The organism is Westiellopsis prolifica IICB1 (assembly GCF_004323185.1).
In the GTDB taxonomy this organism is placed as follows: domain Bacteria; phylum Cyanobacteriota; class Cyanobacteriia; order Cyanobacteriales; family Nostocaceae; genus Pelatocladus; species Pelatocladus prolificus_A.
In genome coordinates this window covers 35,241-49,654 of sequence record NZ_NAPS01000005.1, presented here as the reverse complement: position 1 = coordinate 49,654, position 14,414 = coordinate 35,241, and the positions used below count along the sequence as shown (strand labels likewise).

Below are 14,414 nucleotides of genomic sequence, written 5' to 3'. Positions count from 1 at the left end.
CGTTCAGAATGCTTTGTGTACAAAATCTGAGTGTCACCTTTACAATGTATGACCAGGGTTTAAGTCAAAAACAGACTACTGCGATCGCTGATTTGGATTTGCATATTAACGCTGGTGAAGTTGTGGCTGTTGTTGGTTCTAGTGGCTCTGGTAAAAGCCTTTTGGCACACGCAATTCTCGGTATTCTACCCAAAAATGCCTATGTAACAGGTAAGATAACTTACAACAATGAGTATCTTACTGATAAGCGTCAAGTCGAATTACGGGGAAAAGAAATAGTACTAATTCCGCAATCAGTTAGTTATCTCGATCCCTTAATGAGTGTAGGTAAGCAACTCAGTCGGATTGCACGTCTGAGGGGATTATCAACAAATGCATCTCAAAAGATAGTTGACAAAGTTTTAGCGCGTTACAAACTTGCGCCTTCAGTCAAACAGCTATTTCCGTTTCAACTTTCAGGTGGGATGGCTAGGCGAATTTTAGTAGCAATGGCTGTGATTGGGCAAGCTAATTTAGTCATTGCTGATGAACCAACTCCAGGGTTGCATCCAGAGGTGGTAGTGGAAACTCTCAATCACCTGCGCGAACTTGCTGACGAGGGTAAGGGTGTATTGTTAATTACCCACGAACTAGAAGCCGCATTACAAGTAGCAGATAAAGTCGCTGTTTTTTATGCAGGTACAACTGTGGAGATAGCTGCTAAAACTGATTTTACTCCTGGAGGTAAAGCATTACGTCATCCTTATACTCAAGCACTCTGGCGTTCTTTGCCGCAGAATGAATTTATTCCTGTATCGGGTACACAACCAAATCCTGATTCCCTTCCCCTTGGTTGCTTGTTTGCCGAACGATGTCCAATAGCTACTACAGATTGTTTAACTCATCGTCCACCCTTACGAGAAGTCTGCAATGGTTTAGTGAGGTGTATTCATGCTTAGAGGCGAAAATTTATCTTTCCGCTACAGGCAAAACCAACCTTGGATACTGCGGGATTTTAGCATAGAAATAAATCCTGGCGAAATCGTGGGTTTGAGTGGAACTAGCGGTTTGGGAAAAACAACCCTGGGTAAAATCCTCGCTGGGTATCTCCTAACGATGGAAGGCTCTGTCATTATAGATAATCAGCCTTTACCAATGCGGGGTTATTGTCCGGTGCAAATGATGTTCCAGAATCCTGAGTTGGCTATGAATCCTCGTTGGCGGATTAGCAAAATTTTAAAAGAAGGGCAAATGCCTTCTGGGGAATTACTCCAAGCTTTAAATATCAATCAAAACTGGCTGAATCGCTGGCCTCATGAGTTAAGCGGAGGCGAACTCCAGCGCATAGCTGTTGCTCGCTCGTTAGGAAGGCTTACTCGTTACTTAATCGCTGACGAGATGACGGCAATGCTAGATGCTAATACTCAAGCTTTGATTTGGAAAGGTGTTATCGATTACGTTCGTCAAGCTGAAATAGGTATTTTGGTTATTAGTCATGACTTTTGGCTGCTCAAGCGTTTATGCGATCGCATGATTAACTTGCATCAGCAAACAAATGGCATTTAGAATCGTATTTATACTTAAAAGCACTTAAGCTCGCCCAAATTCGTGACCCCGCGTTCCCTTTGACCAGATAATTAACTCGCCGTTGTTTCCCCCAGCTGCCAGTTGATGTCCTTGAGGATGCCACAGAAATTTTTGGACTAAAACAAGCACGCTCCAAAGAAGCAGAAATTGCCATAGAAGCAGCAGAAGCATGGATGCGTGATGATGATATGAATGCTTTTCCAGAAAACTTGAGAACACGGCGTTGCATCATTGCGGGATGATATATAATCGAGGATAAATTTTTCTATTAGCGATCGCCAAAAGGGAAAATGGAAATGAATACAGCTACACCCAATGCACTCCAAGAGAAAAACCAAGGAGCTAGTAATGCTAATGCATGAATAGTAGTGAAAAATATCACTGCTACCCAATCGAGACGCAAAGGCTGAGGATTCTCTGGCAGAGTTTGCAACGAATTAGATTTCACTAAATATTTCCTCAACAACCACAAAACAGTTATCTGTTAACTGTTATAAATTTCCTACTGTTCGCTGATGAATGTTCAAATAGCTTTAGAAAAACCACTGATGGTGTGACCGCGCAGATAGCGGTCAAATACAGCAGCGATATTACGGATGAGTAATCGTCCAATAGGTGTGACCTCGATATGATTGGGAGAAAGTCTAATCAAGCCATCTGCTTCTAATAGGCGCAGTTGCAGACGTTCGTTGGAAAAATACTCTGCAAAATCATAATCAAAGTTCAGATGATATTTTTCTTCTATTTCATCTGGTGAGAGTTGGAATTGACACATTAATTCCATGATCACTGTACGGCGAATAATGTCATCGCGATGAAGTTTGACTCCTTTTTCAATTGGCAGTTCATCACTGTCGATCGCTCGATAATAACTTTTCAAATGTTTGTGATTCTGCACATATACATCATGCAGCATACTAATGGAGGTCATACCAAACCCAAATAAATCTGATTCTGGTTTGGTGGTATATCCTTGAAAGTTGCGGTGCAGTTGCCCGTTACGTTGAGCGATCGCCAATTCATCATTTGGTTTGGCAAAATGATCCATGCCAATAAAAACATAGTCATTTGTACTTAATTCTTCAATCGTCATCCGCAAAATATCGAGTTTTTCAGAAGCAAGAGGTAATGCTTCCTGGGGAATTCGCCGTTGAACTGGTTTTAACCACGGCACATAAGCAAAGTTGAAAACGGCTATGCGATCAGGATCAAGTTGGATAGTTTTGCGGACAGTACTTCTGAAAGTCTCTAGAGTTTGATACGGCAACCCATAAATCAGATCAACATTAACACTGCTAAACCCAGCATCCCGCACCCAGTCCATTACTTGAAACAGCATTGCTTCTGGCTGAATGCGGTTGACAGCCTCCTGTACCTGGGAATTGAAATCTTGAATGCCAAAACTAATTCGGTTGAACCCCAAATCCTTCAAGAAAAACAGGTAGTCTCTATCAAGCGATCGCGGATTCACTTCAATGGAGATTTCTGCATTCTCATCGAACTGGAAATGATTACTAAGAGTGTTCCATAGAGTCTCAACTTGAGCGAGGGATAAATAGTTGGGAGTACCTCCACCCCAGTGTAATTGCTGAACGATGCGATCGCTATCAATTAAGGCTGCCACTTGCTGAATATTACGACACAAGTAGTCTAGATAACGTTCTGCTACTGCTTTTTGTTGTGTGATCACGGTATTGCAGCCACAGAAATAACAGGCGCTTTCACAAAAAGGAATATGACAATAAAGTGATAATGGCGTTTTTTTATAATTGCCAATGGCGATCGCGGCTCTAAAATCTACTTGTTCAAAATCTTCTGTTAACTCTGTAGCTGGTGGATAACTAGTATAACGTGGTACAGGCTGATCGTATTTTCGGAGCAAATCAGCATCGAATTTAACAGTTGTTGGCAAAAGGTTCATGTGTTAACTTATACTACTGTTTTTTGAAATTTTGAATTGTGAAAGGAGAAAGACAAGGTAGAAAAATAGCTTATTTATCTTCCTTGTCCTGCTTGTTGCCCTCGTCTTTCTTCTCATTTGAAGATCATGGCATTAGTGTTACAGGGCTAAATGTTGTATTCTGGTGCTATCTCAGGAGTACGCTCTGTGCTACCAATTTTGTCTTGGCGAGTAATCAAATCAAAGATATGCTCGCCTACTACTGCTTTGACATCTGCCTCTAATTCATGTACGACATCTCTATTTAGGCCAAAGGCATAGTTAGCTTCATCGACAATCTTGCACACCGTTTCTTCATCTATAGGCAGAGAATCTAAGGCTTGACGGTATTTTTCCTTAAATACTCGCTTGGCTTCAGGGGTAGAAAATTGTTCAAATTCATGCATGGCAGTGCCTTGGTCGGCTGGTAAATTCATTGCGGAACGGGCAATCTTTCTCAATGCTTGTCCACCAGATAAATCTCCCATGTAGCGGGTATAGGCATGAGCAATCAGCAACTCTGGTTGGGCGTTGGCAACTTCATGAATACGGGCAACATATACCTGACCTGCCGAAGAAGGCATAATTTGCTCTCGCCAGTTTTCACCAAAATAGAAGGCTAAATCTTTCTCCAAATTTGCCTGACGATTTAGTTCAGGGAAATAGATTAGACTAATGATGCAGTGATTTTGATGACGTTGTAGTTCTGCTTCCAAAGCACTATAAACGAAGTACAGATCTGCCAACAACTTGCGGAAAAAACTTTTTTCTACTATTCCCTTCAGAAAGCATTTCATAAATGCGGTGTTTTCCGCCATTGTGTGCGAATGTTTAGTACCTTCTCGCAAGCGAATATCTAAATGGCTACTCATGATAAATACCTGATTACTAAAAATGACTAAAAATTGCGAAAAATCTGGTTATTTTTGCTCAAAAGAGCCATTTGCCCAATCTTGAGGCTGAAGAAAAATTTTGGTTAATTGGGCTTCAGGGCTTCCTGGTTCTGGTTCGTAGCAGTATTCCCAACGTGCTAGAGGTGGTAGAGACATCAAAATTGATTCTGTCCGTCCCTGGGTTTGCAAACCGAAAACCGTTCCCCGGTCGTACACTAGGTTAAACTCGACGTAACGACCCCGACGGTAGAGTTGAAATTGGCGTTGGCGATCGCTATACTTTATTTGTTGTCGTCGTTCGGCAATAGGTAAATAAGCGGGTAGAAACGCTTGACCGCAGTCCTGCACAAAGGCAAAGATATCTTCCCAGTTACGAGATACCGTTCCTACTTGTTGGCTGTAGAGTGCTGCTGGACTATCCGTTTGCGTACCGACGTAAAGCTTACTGCTAGCATCTTGATAATCAAAGAATATACCACCAATACCTCGTTGTTCTTGACGATGTTTTAGGTAAAAGTATTGATCACACCAGCGTTTGAAGACTGGATAGTATTCCGGATGGTAGGTGTCGCAGACCCGCTTTAAGGTTCTGTGAAAATGCATAGCATCACCTGCAAAGGGATAGTACGGCGTTAAGTCAGCTCCTCCACCAAACCACCAAATTGGACCCGCCTCAAAGTAGCGGTAATTGAGATGTACAGTTGGTACATAAGGATTACGAGGATGAAGTACCATCGAAGTTCCAGTGGCAAAAAACTCATGTCCGGCGGCTTCTGGGCGTTGAGCGAGAATCGAGGGAGGGAGTGTATCTCCCCAAACTTCTGAAAAGTTGACACCACCTTGTTCAAACACTCGTCCCTCGCGGATCACACGAGTACGTCCTTCTCCACCTTCTGCTCGCTCCCAACGGTCTTCCCGAAAGCGTGCTGTTCCATCAAGTTGTTCCAGTGCAGTACAAATTTCATCCTGTAAATTCTGCATAAATTGTTTGACGCGCTGGCGTGAATCCCCAGGAATTGTATTGCTAACAGGTGTAAGTAACTGTGTTTGATTCTCTGAATAACAGCCCATGCCGGATACCTCTTAACCTCTTAGTAAGAGTGAATATATTTAATAACTTTATGGTTATTAAGTTTATAAATCTAAAATAATTTTCAAAACTTAATAAACATCTGATTTTGGCTTTTCCTTATTCTCTTTGTATTGCAACAGTTGTAGGTAATCATTGTGAACTTTGCTGAAGAAATATGGAAATTTTTATGATGGGTCTAGCCAAAGAACTACAACTATAATAACTTAATAACTATACAAAAAAATAGTTGGTTAATAGCGCAAACATGGTTAATACCCTACCTCAGTCCGCCCCAAAGCAACCAAAAGCCGGAATTAAACAGCCAAGCCAAGAAACTATACTTACTCCCCGGTTTTACACCACAGACTTTGAAACCGCTGCCAATCTGGATTTGTCTGCTCAGGAAACCGAGTTAAAGGCGATACTCGAAGAAATGCGGGCAGATTACAACCGTCATCATTTTGTACGGGATGAGACATTTGAACAGTCTTGGGAACATATTGACCCAGATTCACGCTGCGCCTTTATTGAGTATCTAGAACGTTCGTGCATTTCAGAATTTTCTGGATTTTTACTGTTCAAAGAACTCTCTCGTAAACTCAAAAATCGCAGTCCGCTTCTGGCTGAAATATTTCAGTTGATGGCTCGTGATGAAGCCCGTCACGCTGGATTTCTCAACAAGGCAATGGGTGACTTTAAATTATCGCTTGACCTTGCCAGTGTTACTAAAACTCGCACTTATACCTTTTTCCCGATTGAGTGGGTGATCTATACTGTCTACCTATCAGAAAAAATCGGCTACTGGCGGTACATTATTATCTATCGCCATCTAGAAAAGCATCCAGAAAACCAATTTTACCCAATTTTTCGCTTCTTTGAAAGTTGGTGTCAAGACGAAAATCGTCATGGAGATATATTCAAAGCATTATTACGTTCTCAACCCCAACTCTGGAAAACTTGGAAAGCCAGATTATGGAGTCGCTTCTTCCTGTTATCGGTATTTGCTACTCACACCTTGACGGTTCACGAACGGGCTAATTTTTATCACTCACTGGGACTCAATCCCACAGAATTTGATCGCCAAGTTGTATACGAAACTAACGAAACTGCTGGCCGTGCTTTTCCTGTGAAGCTCAATACCGAACATCCGAAGTTTTTCCCACGTCTGCATCGCTGCTCAGATTACAACATGAAATTGGTGGAAATTGACCGCAGTTCTCAGCCCAAAGTTATCAAGTTTATCCGTAAATTACCTTGGATTGCAGCAATTGTGTGGAATTTGTTGCTGCTTTACCTCATCAAACCTATTGATGCTGAAGCATTGCGGGGAACCGTGCGTTAAATTGGGTAGGCGATCGCTCAAAAAAATTATATTCAAGTGCGATCGCCCATCTTCAATCGTGAACTGTACCATCGGGCATAATTGCGCCTTCTAGATCAACATCAGTCAGAATTGCTCCTGTTAAGTCTGCTCCTTGCAAATTCGTCTTTCGCAAAATCGCACTGGTGAGATTGGCATAACTTAAGTCTGCTCCTTGCAAACTTGCTTCGGTTAAATCCGTTGCTAAATCTCCCCATTGTATTGTCCGACCAAGATTGGCGCGACACAATTTTGCCCCATCTAAGTTGGCGTGATGCAGCGATGCTGCTCTCAGGTCAGCGTAGCTCAAGTCTGCTCCACTTAAAACTGCATATCCCAAGTCTGTACGCTGGTTGGAACTAGGACGGAAGTCTGCTTGAATTAGCAGAGAACCAGAGAGCTTCACACCATTCAAATTAGCACCACATAAACTAGCTTTGATTAAATTGGCTTCATCCAAGCGAGTCTGAATTAGTTTTGCACCCGTCAAATCAGCTTCACGCAGAATAGCACGATATAAATCTGCCTGACTCAAATCTATTCCCCAAAGGATGGCTTCACTCAGGTTTGCTTCCCGCAGACAGGCTTGGCTGAAGTTGGTTTTACCCAATCGTGTCTGACGTAAATCTGCATAGCTTAAATCTGCGCCTTTGAGGTTGGCATTAGTTAATTCTGCTTCTTGCAGATTGACTCGCTGAAAGCTTCTTTCTCCAGCAGCATAAAGTTTAAGAATTTCATCTACACTCATAATCATTAATCTTTACGAACCTTTATTTACAACTGAAGCATGTTGTCTTCCGGAGGCTGGGTAAACTCTGCCATCAGTTCAGCGACAAACATGATGCGTTCAGTGTACCTAACATTTGCTCCAGAAAAAATTAGACCATGTTCTACGTCCCCACGCGCAGCTTTTGCAAGTGCTTGAAGAAGGCAATAAGTTTTTCCGGTGTCTCGACACAGACACTCTTGTAAACAATTAGCAATACATCGCCGTTCCAAGGTTGTTGATGAGTCAGTAATTGCCTGCTCTGCAAAGGAATTACGTAAAGCACGACTAGGTTTGCCAACAGGACTCGGTACAGTGACAATATCTTCTGGACAGGCTTGGAGATGGTAGTTTTTATAACATTGATCAGCATCACATTCTTTTGTGGTAATAAAGCGAGTACCAATTTGTACACCATCCGCTCCCATTGCTAATATGCGAGCAATATCAGTGCGATCGCCAATCCCTCCTGTGACAATCAACGGTATCATCACACCCATCTGTTGTTGCAAATACTCCCGTAGTTGGGAAATTACAGACTCAATCGAAAATCCTGGAAAATAGACCTGTTCGCACTGGGTAAAATGTCCTCCTACAAGCTGGCAATTTTCGATTATAAAAGCATCGGGTAGGCGGTTATATTGACTTTGCCAAGTTTGGCAGATTAACTGGGCTGCCTCTACGTTAGATACAATTGGCACCAGTGCAACATCAGGATAGTCTGCGGTATATTCTGGTAAAGTCAGAGGCAATCCTGCCCCCGCAATGATTAGATTGGCTCCTTGGGCAGCTGCTGTTTGAGCCAATATGGGATAATCTTTGGTGGCAACAAGAATATTAACTCCAATGACTCCATCCGGGCTGATAGTGCGTGCTTTGCTCAATTCGTCTATCAAAGCGAGTCGATTGGCTGTAAAAAAGCTCTGCGGTTTACGTTGGTTAAAATAAGGAGAATCTAAACCCAGTCCTAGTGATGCAATCACACCTACTCCACCGGCATTGGCAACTGCTCCAGCTAGCTTTGCACCTGATACCCGTACTGCCATTGCACCTTGAACAATGGGATGGCGGGCAATATGTTTGCCAATCCTTAGGGAATGGAAGATAGATGTCATTAAAAATGATTTCCTTGATTAACTAAATAACTGTTGAGTAATTTTAGCATCATAGTGTTACTTCTGATTTGAGATAATTCCTGATACTCTCTTGACAGCTTTATAACTAATTGGTTATAAATTAACTAAGATAAGTTATACCAATTGGCAAAATAATTACGACAGTCTGGATAGCTCAAAAGCTTATCCAGTAGATATTTCACAATCAAAAAAGGTATTACTTGTCGATTTAGATGCCAAAATTCCACTCGCACTCATAAAATAATGACAACGCTTCTAAAACAGCGCCATAGCGATAGTTTATGGGAAAGATTCTGTAATTGGATTACCAATACCGAAAATCGACTGTATATTGGTTGGTTTGGAGTATTACTGATTCCTACAGCATTGACTGCGGCGATCGCCTTTACCCTTGCGTTTATTGCTGCACCTCCCGTAGATATCGATGGCATCCGCGAAGCTGTATCTGGCTCGCTTCTCTATGGCAATAACATTATTACTGCAACTGTAGTTCCAACATCCAATGCGATTGGCTTGCATTTTTATCCAATTTGGGAAGCCGCTTCTCTGGATGAATGGCTCTACAATGGTGGCCCTTACCAACTGATTATTTTTCACTTTCTCATTGCTATCTATGCCTACATGGGTAGGCAATGGGAACTGAGTTATCGCTTAGGAATGCGTCCTTGGATTTCTGTTGCTTTTTCTGCTCCGGTTGCGGCTGCAACAGCTGTGTTGTTAATCTATCCGATTGGACAAGGCAGTTTCTCAGATGGAATGATGCTTGGTATCTCCGGGACTTTCAACTTCATGATTGTGTTTTCACCAGAACACAATGTCCTCATGCATCCGTTTCATATGCTTGGTGTAGCTGGAGTCTTTGGAGGGGCGTTGTTTTCTGCCATGCACGGCTCTCTGGTAACTTCTACACTAGTACGTGTAACCACAGAAGTAGAATCAGCCAATATTGGGTACAAGTTTGGTCAAGAAGAAGAAACATACAATATCGTAGCGGCACACGGTTACTTTGGACGGTTAATCTTCCAATATGCCAGCTTTAATAATTCCCGTGCTTTGCATTTCTTCCTTGCTGCTTGGCCTGTGATTGGTATTTGGTTTGCGGCTCTTGGTATTAGCACCATGTCGTTTAACTTGAATGGATTCAACTTCAACAACTCTGTTTTAGATAGCCAGGGACACACAATTAACACCTGGGCTGATCTCCTCAATCGAGCAAACCTGGGTATTGAAGTCATGCATGAGCGCAATGCTCACAATTTTCCTCTAGATTTGGCATCTGGTGAGCCTCAAGCGATCGCACTTACTGCTCCTGCGATCACCAGTTAATCCTCGCTTAGCAACCGCCTGATTTAGCACCCTCATTTTGGGGGTGCTTTTCTTGTTGAGGAAATTTAAAAAATTGCTGTTTTACCACGTAAAGCTTTTAGACTTTCAGCCTGCTGTTGCACGCGTTCACTAATGCGATCGCACGCTAACTCACAAAGCTCAAAAATCATTGGATCGACAATTTCGTAATAAGCACTGGTGCCTTTGGGCTGACGAGATAAAACCCCTGCCTGAGTTAATACTTTCAGATGTTTAGATAGATTTGCCTGCCCTAAACCAGTAGCCTCGGCAATTTCCATTACATTCATTGCCCCTGACTTGAGACAACTCAAAATCTGTAACCGACTTGCTTCTGATAAAACCTTGAAATAATCAGCAACCGCCACGAGAACAGCTGGATCGACCTTGGGTGGTTTAGTTTTTGGCATAGGATAGATTTAATAGCCAGCGCAACAGTTGCTTAATAACTAATTAGTATTATAACTAATTGTTACTAAAATTAAATAGTGGCGTAGTTAGTTATGAGTGCTGAAACTATGTGAGCTTCAAGATCATTTTCTCTATGAGTACCCAAAACTCAATGGTGAGTGTTTTCAACAGTTCTTAGACTGGCTATCTGTACAATTAGGCTCGGATTATGCCATTTTACAGATTGATCAAGCACCTGCTCATACAAGTTCCGCGATTAGCTGGCCGGAGAATATTATTCCATTGTTTCAACCACCATCTGCTCCTGAACTCAATCCGATTGAAAGGCTTTGGCAGCTCCTCAAAAAACCACTTCATCATCAACTTTTCTCTTCTTTACAAGCTTTACGCGTTAGCGAAGCTCCTCCCTTAGGAGGCTCGCATTCAAGAATTATTCGATCAACTTACACTTGAGCAGGTAATATCTATCTCGTCTTATAACTTTATCCTAGAAGCTCTTTTCTATGCAGCTTCATATTAAATTGGTATAAGGCACTACTAAACAATGAAATCGCAGTGGGGCAAATCCCAGACAAGCACGTATTCGCAGTATGGAAGTATTTAGGAGCTAGTAACCAACGCCAGTATGAACACTGCTGGATGAATCGTAGAGATGCAGCAGTGGCAGAGCAGCGAGGGCGAGAATGGGAATTTGACCCTGAACCAGAGCCAGAGTTAGCTGATTGGTAAGAAGACTGGCCGCCAGCCCACAGCCATAAGCGAGGGCATTAACCGGGGCAGGTATCCGACCAAAGATCATCACCCCGGTTGCCTTACGGCATTTTCATCATACAGCTTTTACAAAAAAGCGATCGCTAACTTTCCTCTAAGAATTGATCAGACTATGACACCAGATCAAATTAACCTTTGGCTTGAGATTCAACACCGCCAGATGACAGCACTAGAGCGGATTGCTGCGGCTTTGGATAGATTAGCCCCAAACACCGCGCCAAATTACCAGCGTAGCTTGGAAGAGTTTAAAACATTTGATTGGGAAAGTATCGGCGTAATCGTGGAGAAATCAGATCAATATGGAGCAGCTGTAGTTAATTGGAACGGATATCAATTTGTTCGCAGGTCGCCTTCTAATAAATTTGGTGAGGCTATCTGGTTCTCTCGCTGTGTTGGTAAAGGTGATGATGGAGAAAATAAGTATGAACGGCTTGTTACCTTCAAACCTTTATCTAAAAAGGAAGTCGAGCCAATACCGGCTCATGTAAGTAAGTTTTTGAGCAGATAAGCGATCGCACTCTTTACAGTGGGGGTAACTTCACCACCACTGCTGCAATGTGACAAAAAGACTAGAACAGCTAACTACTAACCACTAGCTTTTTTTAAGTAGCAAAAGGTGCGCGCGGGCGAACCGCAGGCACTACAGTATGAGTAGCCGCCGTGTTGCCACAGCAGTTTCTTTTTCTGTAGTTGTCTGTGGTTCGGGCAAGGGCTTAGGGCAGCGCGCGCCTTTTGCTGCCCCCCTACAAAAGTGAATCGCTGGTTATACCCTTGTGATTCCCGCGTATACTTTTGTTTGCGATGCGATCGCATCTACACCACAAGCGATCGCTGTTTTTTAGCTATTGCCACCCACGAGTGGACTGACTGCTGGATAAGTGCGATCGCCCCCACATTCCCCTTACTCCTGAACCGCCACCACCAATTCTTCCAGCAGTGCATTGTTCATCCGCAGCGCCTCATCACCCGTGGTTTCAGTATCATTAGATACTTTTTTATACTGTACTTAGACGTGCGAACACTGCTAATATTTCAGACCAAGCAGAAGTAGCAGCCGCAGGATCGTAGCGATAACCATCATCGCGCATAAAAGTATGTTCTGCTTCATACATCAGAATTTTGTGAGGTACATTAGCGTTTTCAAGAGCTTTAATTAGGGTTTGACGATCCAACTCTGGTATGTGGGGGTCGAGTGTACCGAAGACCATGAGCATCTCGCCTTTGATTTGGCTTACCCGCCCGATTGTATCAGCTACTTCCTTACCCAGCTTGCCACTGGGAATACCTGTAGGGTAACAGCAGGCAGAAACCTTAACCTCACTTTGAAAAGCTGCCCTAAAAGACAGGTGTCCACCTATACAAAAGCCGAGAGTGCCTATTTTATCTGGACAAACCCAACTCTCTTTTTGAAGAAAATCAATTACAGCACGGCAATCAGCATCATAATCAGCGATCGCAGTTCGACTAGCATTATCATTACCCCGCATTCTACCAATATCATCTGGTTCGATAACAAAGCCTACTGGCTCTGTGCGATGAAAGATTTCTGGGGCTGCAACTACATAGCCATGTCCTGCTAGGTAGTTAACTAAACGAATCATTGGTTCCCCTAGCTGATAAATATCACTGTAGAACAAAATACCAGGGTAAAGTCCTGCTGGTTTTGGGGTCGCCACATAAACGCGCATTAAGCTGTCATCAACTCGCAGTTCAACGTTGCGTTTGGTAATTTGCACTGTTTTGTCTCCATAAAACAAGCAAGTCTCATTAGCCTCTACATTTCCAAATTTACCAATCAGAGAATTTTTAAATTTATATTTTCGACACAGTGAAACACCCCTAAAATTTCCCTCACTGGTGCTTTTCGCTCTTGCGATCGCCCAAGCCTACATTTACCGAATAAAGGCAGAGGGCAGAGGGCAGAAGGCAGAAGGCAGAAGGGAAGAATTTATTATCCCTCTGCTAAAAGGGTCAAAAGCCCCTAAATTTATTTATGAAAAATATAAAAAGATGTATTTTGAGACGCGCAGCACGAGAAATACAGCGTCCTTATTAAATCCCCTAAATTTATTTATGGGGATTCCTTCTGCCCTCTGCCTCCAGCATAGCTGCCTTCTTAATCGCTTTGCTGCAACTAGGGTCAGTGTCCCCCCTTCAAACCCCACAATCAGTTCGTCTAATTGGTGAATTCCAGTTGGATAAATTGGGCTAATTTGTTCTAGGTCACTATACGCAGCAGCTGTGATTGTGCTGTTATGTTCAGTGTTGGTGGAAAACTGCTGTTGTGACAGTCGAAAAACTTTCTGTTCTGACTGGTCAAGTATAATTGGCAACTCAGTTTCTGTTTCATAGCCCAGCTGCACAATTTCTAACCCGGCTTTAATTAACTGTCTGCGTGTGTACTTGTCCATCACCAACGCTGCTAAAGCGTCGATGTTGATTGCTGAGACTGTACGGTCTACAAGGGATGCAAGTTTATTTCTGCCGCCAATGCGTGTGAGTAAATCGTAGTTAGCCAGCCAATTTGTCATCGAGAGCAAATCTGTAGGTTTACCAGACCAATGAAGGCGCTGGGCGGCTTGATAAATATCTTTATGGGAGTCGATATAAAAAGCTTCCGGAATTAGGCGATCGCTTATCCTACCCATCGCTTCTGGGTCGAGCATGATCCCGCCTAAAATCGCTTCTTCAACCTCGATATTTTGGGGAGGCAGTTTATCAATCACGTCGCACCTCCAGTATCAAGATTACGATTTTGGCGTTGCGACTCTTCCCAAGCTCTTTGGATTTGTTGCTGCCGTTCTTCGAGTTCTCGGCGAAATTCGTCTAAAGGATTTCTGGTTGCAGCTTTTTTGGCTTGCGTTTGTTTTGAGGCTAGATATTTTTCGTAATAAACCTCCCACCTGTTTTGTCCAGCTTTGTTTTCACTGGCTAACCACGCCTCAATATCGTTTACTTCCTGGCTGAGATTCTTTATCTTTTCCTGACAAAATTTCAAAAAATTCGCTCGCTCCTCTTCTGAGAGAGTCTTTATAAAGTCTGAATAAGTCTTAATAGTCTGAGAGGTGCTGGAATCGTTGTCTGAAGCGGGTTTTGAAGCTTGATTTTCTCTTTTTTGAGACTCTGAGTCGCATTTTTGAGACTCTGAGTCGCATT

Annotated in this window: 15 protein-coding genes and 2 pseudogenes; 7 read left to right on the top strand and 10 right to left on the bottom strand. The window is 42.8% G+C overall.

Annotated elements, in window-relative coordinates:
* The first annotated feature begins 8 nt into the window (after positions 1 to 8).
* Both B4U84_RS28245 and B4U84_RS28240 read left to right on the top strand, forming a co-directional pair.
* Positions 9 to 938 (top strand): ABC transporter ATP-binding protein, encoded by a 930-nt coding sequence (locus B4U84_RS28245; RefSeq protein WP_131121407.1) that lies wholly within the window; start codon positions 9 to 11, stop codon positions 936 to 938.
* On the top strand, positions 931 to 1,545 hold the full coding sequence (locus B4U84_RS28240; protein ID WP_131121406.1) for an ABC transporter ATP-binding protein: 615 nt from the start codon (positions 931 to 933) through the stop codon (positions 1,543 to 1,545). Before B4U84_RS28245 ends, B4U84_RS28240 begins: the two co-directional genes overlap by 8 nt.
* A 316-nt stretch (positions 1,546 to 1,861) precedes the next feature.
* Here B4U84_RS28240 and B4U84_RS28235 read toward each other — a convergent pair.
* The 4 genes and pseudogenes from B4U84_RS28235 to hemF all read right to left on the bottom strand — a co-directional run.
* Positions 1,862 to 2,014 (bottom strand): annotated as a pseudogene (locus tag B4U84_RS28235) (acyl-CoA desaturase); the annotation flags it as partial.
* Between the two features lie 75 nt (positions 2,015 to 2,089).
* The gene (hemN, locus tag B4U84_RS28230) at positions 2,090 to 3,487 is read right to left on the bottom strand and encodes an oxygen-independent coproporphyrinogen III oxidase (protein WP_131121405.1); all 1,398 of its coding nucleotides are present in this window, start codon (positions 3,485 to 3,487) and stop codon (positions 2,090 to 2,092) included.
* 146 nt (positions 3,488 to 3,633) lie between these two features.
* A complete protein-coding gene (locus tag B4U84_RS28225) occupies positions 3,634 to 4,377 on the bottom strand; it encodes a biliverdin-producing heme oxygenase (protein ID WP_131121404.1) in 744 nt (247 codons plus the stop codon).
* 48 nt (positions 4,378 to 4,425) lie between these two features.
* Positions 4,426 to 5,469 carry an oxygen-dependent coproporphyrinogen oxidase gene (hemF, locus tag B4U84_RS28220; protein WP_131121403.1) on the bottom strand — a complete coding sequence of 348 codons (1,044 nt, stop codon included), beginning with the start codon at positions 5,467 to 5,469 and terminating at the stop codon, positions 4,426 to 4,428.
* Positions 5,470 to 5,735: 266 nt separating this feature from the next.
* On the opposite strand from hemF, the gene acsF reads away from it, so the two are divergent.
* Positions 5,736 to 6,812 (top strand): magnesium-protoporphyrin IX monomethyl ester (oxidative) cyclase, encoded by a 1,077-nt coding sequence (gene acsF, locus B4U84_RS28215; protein WP_131121402.1) that lies wholly within the window; start codon positions 5,736 to 5,738, stop codon positions 6,810 to 6,812.
* Between the two features lie 52 nt (positions 6,813 to 6,864).
* On the opposite strand, the gene hetL is transcribed toward acsF, so the two are convergent.
* Together hetL and B4U84_RS28205 are read right to left on the bottom strand one after the other, a co-directional pair.
* On the bottom strand, positions 6,865 to 7,578 hold the full coding sequence (hetL, locus tag B4U84_RS28210) for a heterocyst differentiation pentapeptide repeat protein HetL (protein WP_165490385.1): 714 nt from the start codon (positions 7,576 to 7,578) through the stop codon (positions 6,865 to 6,867).
* 26 nt (positions 7,579 to 7,604) lie between these two features.
* A complete protein-coding gene (locus tag B4U84_RS28205; RefSeq protein WP_131121400.1) occupies positions 7,605 to 8,711 on the bottom strand; it encodes an NAD(P)H-dependent flavin oxidoreductase in 1,107 nt (368 codons plus the stop codon).
* 264 nt (positions 8,712 to 8,975) lie between these two features.
* Here B4U84_RS28205 and psbA point away from each other — a divergent pair, with 264 nt between their 5' ends.
* The gene (gene psbA, locus B4U84_RS28200) at positions 8,976 to 10,058 is read left to right on the top strand and encodes a photosystem II reaction center subunit D1 (protein ID WP_131121399.1); all 1,083 of its coding nucleotides are present in this window, start codon (positions 8,976 to 8,978) and stop codon (positions 10,056 to 10,058) included.
* Positions 10,059 to 10,123: 65 nt separating this feature from the next.
* Here the strand turns inward: psbA and B4U84_RS28195 are convergent, their stop codons facing one another.
* Positions 10,124 to 10,486, bottom strand: a complete 363-nt coding sequence (locus B4U84_RS28195; RefSeq protein WP_017308385.1) for an ArsR/SmtB family transcription factor — start codon at positions 10,484 to 10,486, stop codon at positions 10,124 to 10,126.
* Between the two features lie 97 nt (positions 10,487 to 10,583).
* On the opposite strand from B4U84_RS28195, the gene B4U84_RS28190 reads away from it, so the two are divergent.
* From B4U84_RS28190 to B4U84_RS28185, 3 genes are all read left to right on the top strand, one after another.
* Positions 10,584 to 10,940 carry a transposase gene (locus B4U84_RS28190; protein ID WP_131121398.1) on the top strand — a complete coding sequence of 119 codons (357 nt, stop codon included), beginning with the start codon at positions 10,584 to 10,586 and terminating at the stop codon, positions 10,938 to 10,940.
* Between the two features lie 102 nt (positions 10,941 to 11,042).
* Complete coding sequence (locus B4U84_RS30930) at positions 11,043 to 11,216, top strand: hypothetical protein (RefSeq protein ID WP_165490384.1); 174 nt, start codon at positions 11,043 to 11,045, stop codon at positions 11,214 to 11,216.
* A gap of 154 nt (positions 11,217 to 11,370) precedes the next feature.
* Positions 11,371 to 11,766: a single-stranded DNA-binding protein gene (locus B4U84_RS28185; RefSeq protein ID WP_131121397.1), complete on the top strand. Its 396-nt coding sequence runs from the start codon at positions 11,371 to 11,373 to the stop codon at positions 11,764 to 11,766.
* A 487-nt stretch (positions 11,767 to 12,253) separates the two neighbouring features.
* Here the strand turns inward: B4U84_RS28185 and B4U84_RS28180 are convergent, their stop codons facing one another.
* From B4U84_RS28180 to B4U84_RS28170, 3 genes and pseudogenes are all read right to left on the bottom strand, one after another.
* On the bottom strand, positions 12,254 to 12,994 hold the full coding sequence (locus tag B4U84_RS28180; protein WP_131121396.1) for a dienelactone hydrolase family protein: 741 nt from the start codon (positions 12,992 to 12,994) through the stop codon (positions 12,254 to 12,256).
* Positions 12,995 to 13,381: 387 nt separating this feature from the next.
* Positions 13,382 to 13,984, bottom strand: a pseudogene (locus B4U84_RS28175) (DnaB-like helicase N-terminal domain-containing protein); the annotation flags it as partial.
* On the bottom strand, positions 13,981 to 14,256 hold the full coding sequence (locus B4U84_RS28170) for a hypothetical protein (RefSeq protein WP_207391029.1): 276 nt from the start codon (positions 14,254 to 14,256) through the stop codon (positions 13,981 to 13,983). The pseudogene B4U84_RS28175 and the gene B4U84_RS28170, both read right to left, overlap by 4 nt.
* Between the last annotated feature and the right edge of the window lie 158 nt (positions 14,257 to 14,414).

Bases quoted from the DNA above. Each gene is read 5' to 3' on its own strand.
- acsF (WP_131121402.1), top strand. From the start codon at position 5,736: ATGGTTAATACCCTACCTCAGTCCGCCCCAAAGCAACCAAAAGCCGGA.
- B4U84_RS28185 (WP_131121397.1), top strand. From the start codon at position 11,371: ATGACACCAGATCAAATTAACCTTTGGCTTGAGATTCAACACCGCCAG.
- hetL (WP_165490385.1), bottom strand. From the start codon at position 7,578: ATGAGTGTAGATGAAATTCTTAAACTTTATGCTGCTGGAGAAAGAAGC.
- B4U84_RS28245 (WP_131121407.1), top strand. From the start codon at position 9: ATGCTTTGTGTACAAAATCTGAGTGTCACCTTTACAATGTATGACCAG.
- hemF (WP_131121403.1), bottom strand. From the start codon at position 5,469: ATGGGCTGTTATTCAGAGAATCAAACACAGTTACTTACACCTGTTAGC.
- hemN (WP_131121405.1), bottom strand. From the start codon at position 3,487: ATGAACCTTTTGCCAACAACTGTTAAATTCGATGCTGATTTGCTCCGA.
- B4U84_RS28195 (WP_017308385.1), bottom strand. From the start codon at position 10,486: ATGCCAAAAACTAAACCACCCAAGGTCGATCCAGCTGTTCTCGTGGCG.
- B4U84_RS28205 (WP_131121400.1), bottom strand. From the start codon at position 8,711: ATGACATCTATCTTCCATTCCCTAAGGATTGGCAAACATATTGCCCGC.
- B4U84_RS28240 (WP_131121406.1), top strand. From the start codon at position 931: ATGCTTAGAGGCGAAAATTTATCTTTCCGCTACAGGCAAAACCAACCT.
- B4U84_RS28225 (WP_131121404.1), bottom strand. From the start codon at position 4,377: ATGAGTAGCCATTTAGATATTCGCTTGCGAGAAGGTACTAAACATTCG.
- psbA (WP_131121399.1), top strand. From the start codon at position 8,976: ATGACAACGCTTCTAAAACAGCGCCATAGCGATAGTTTATGGGAAAGA.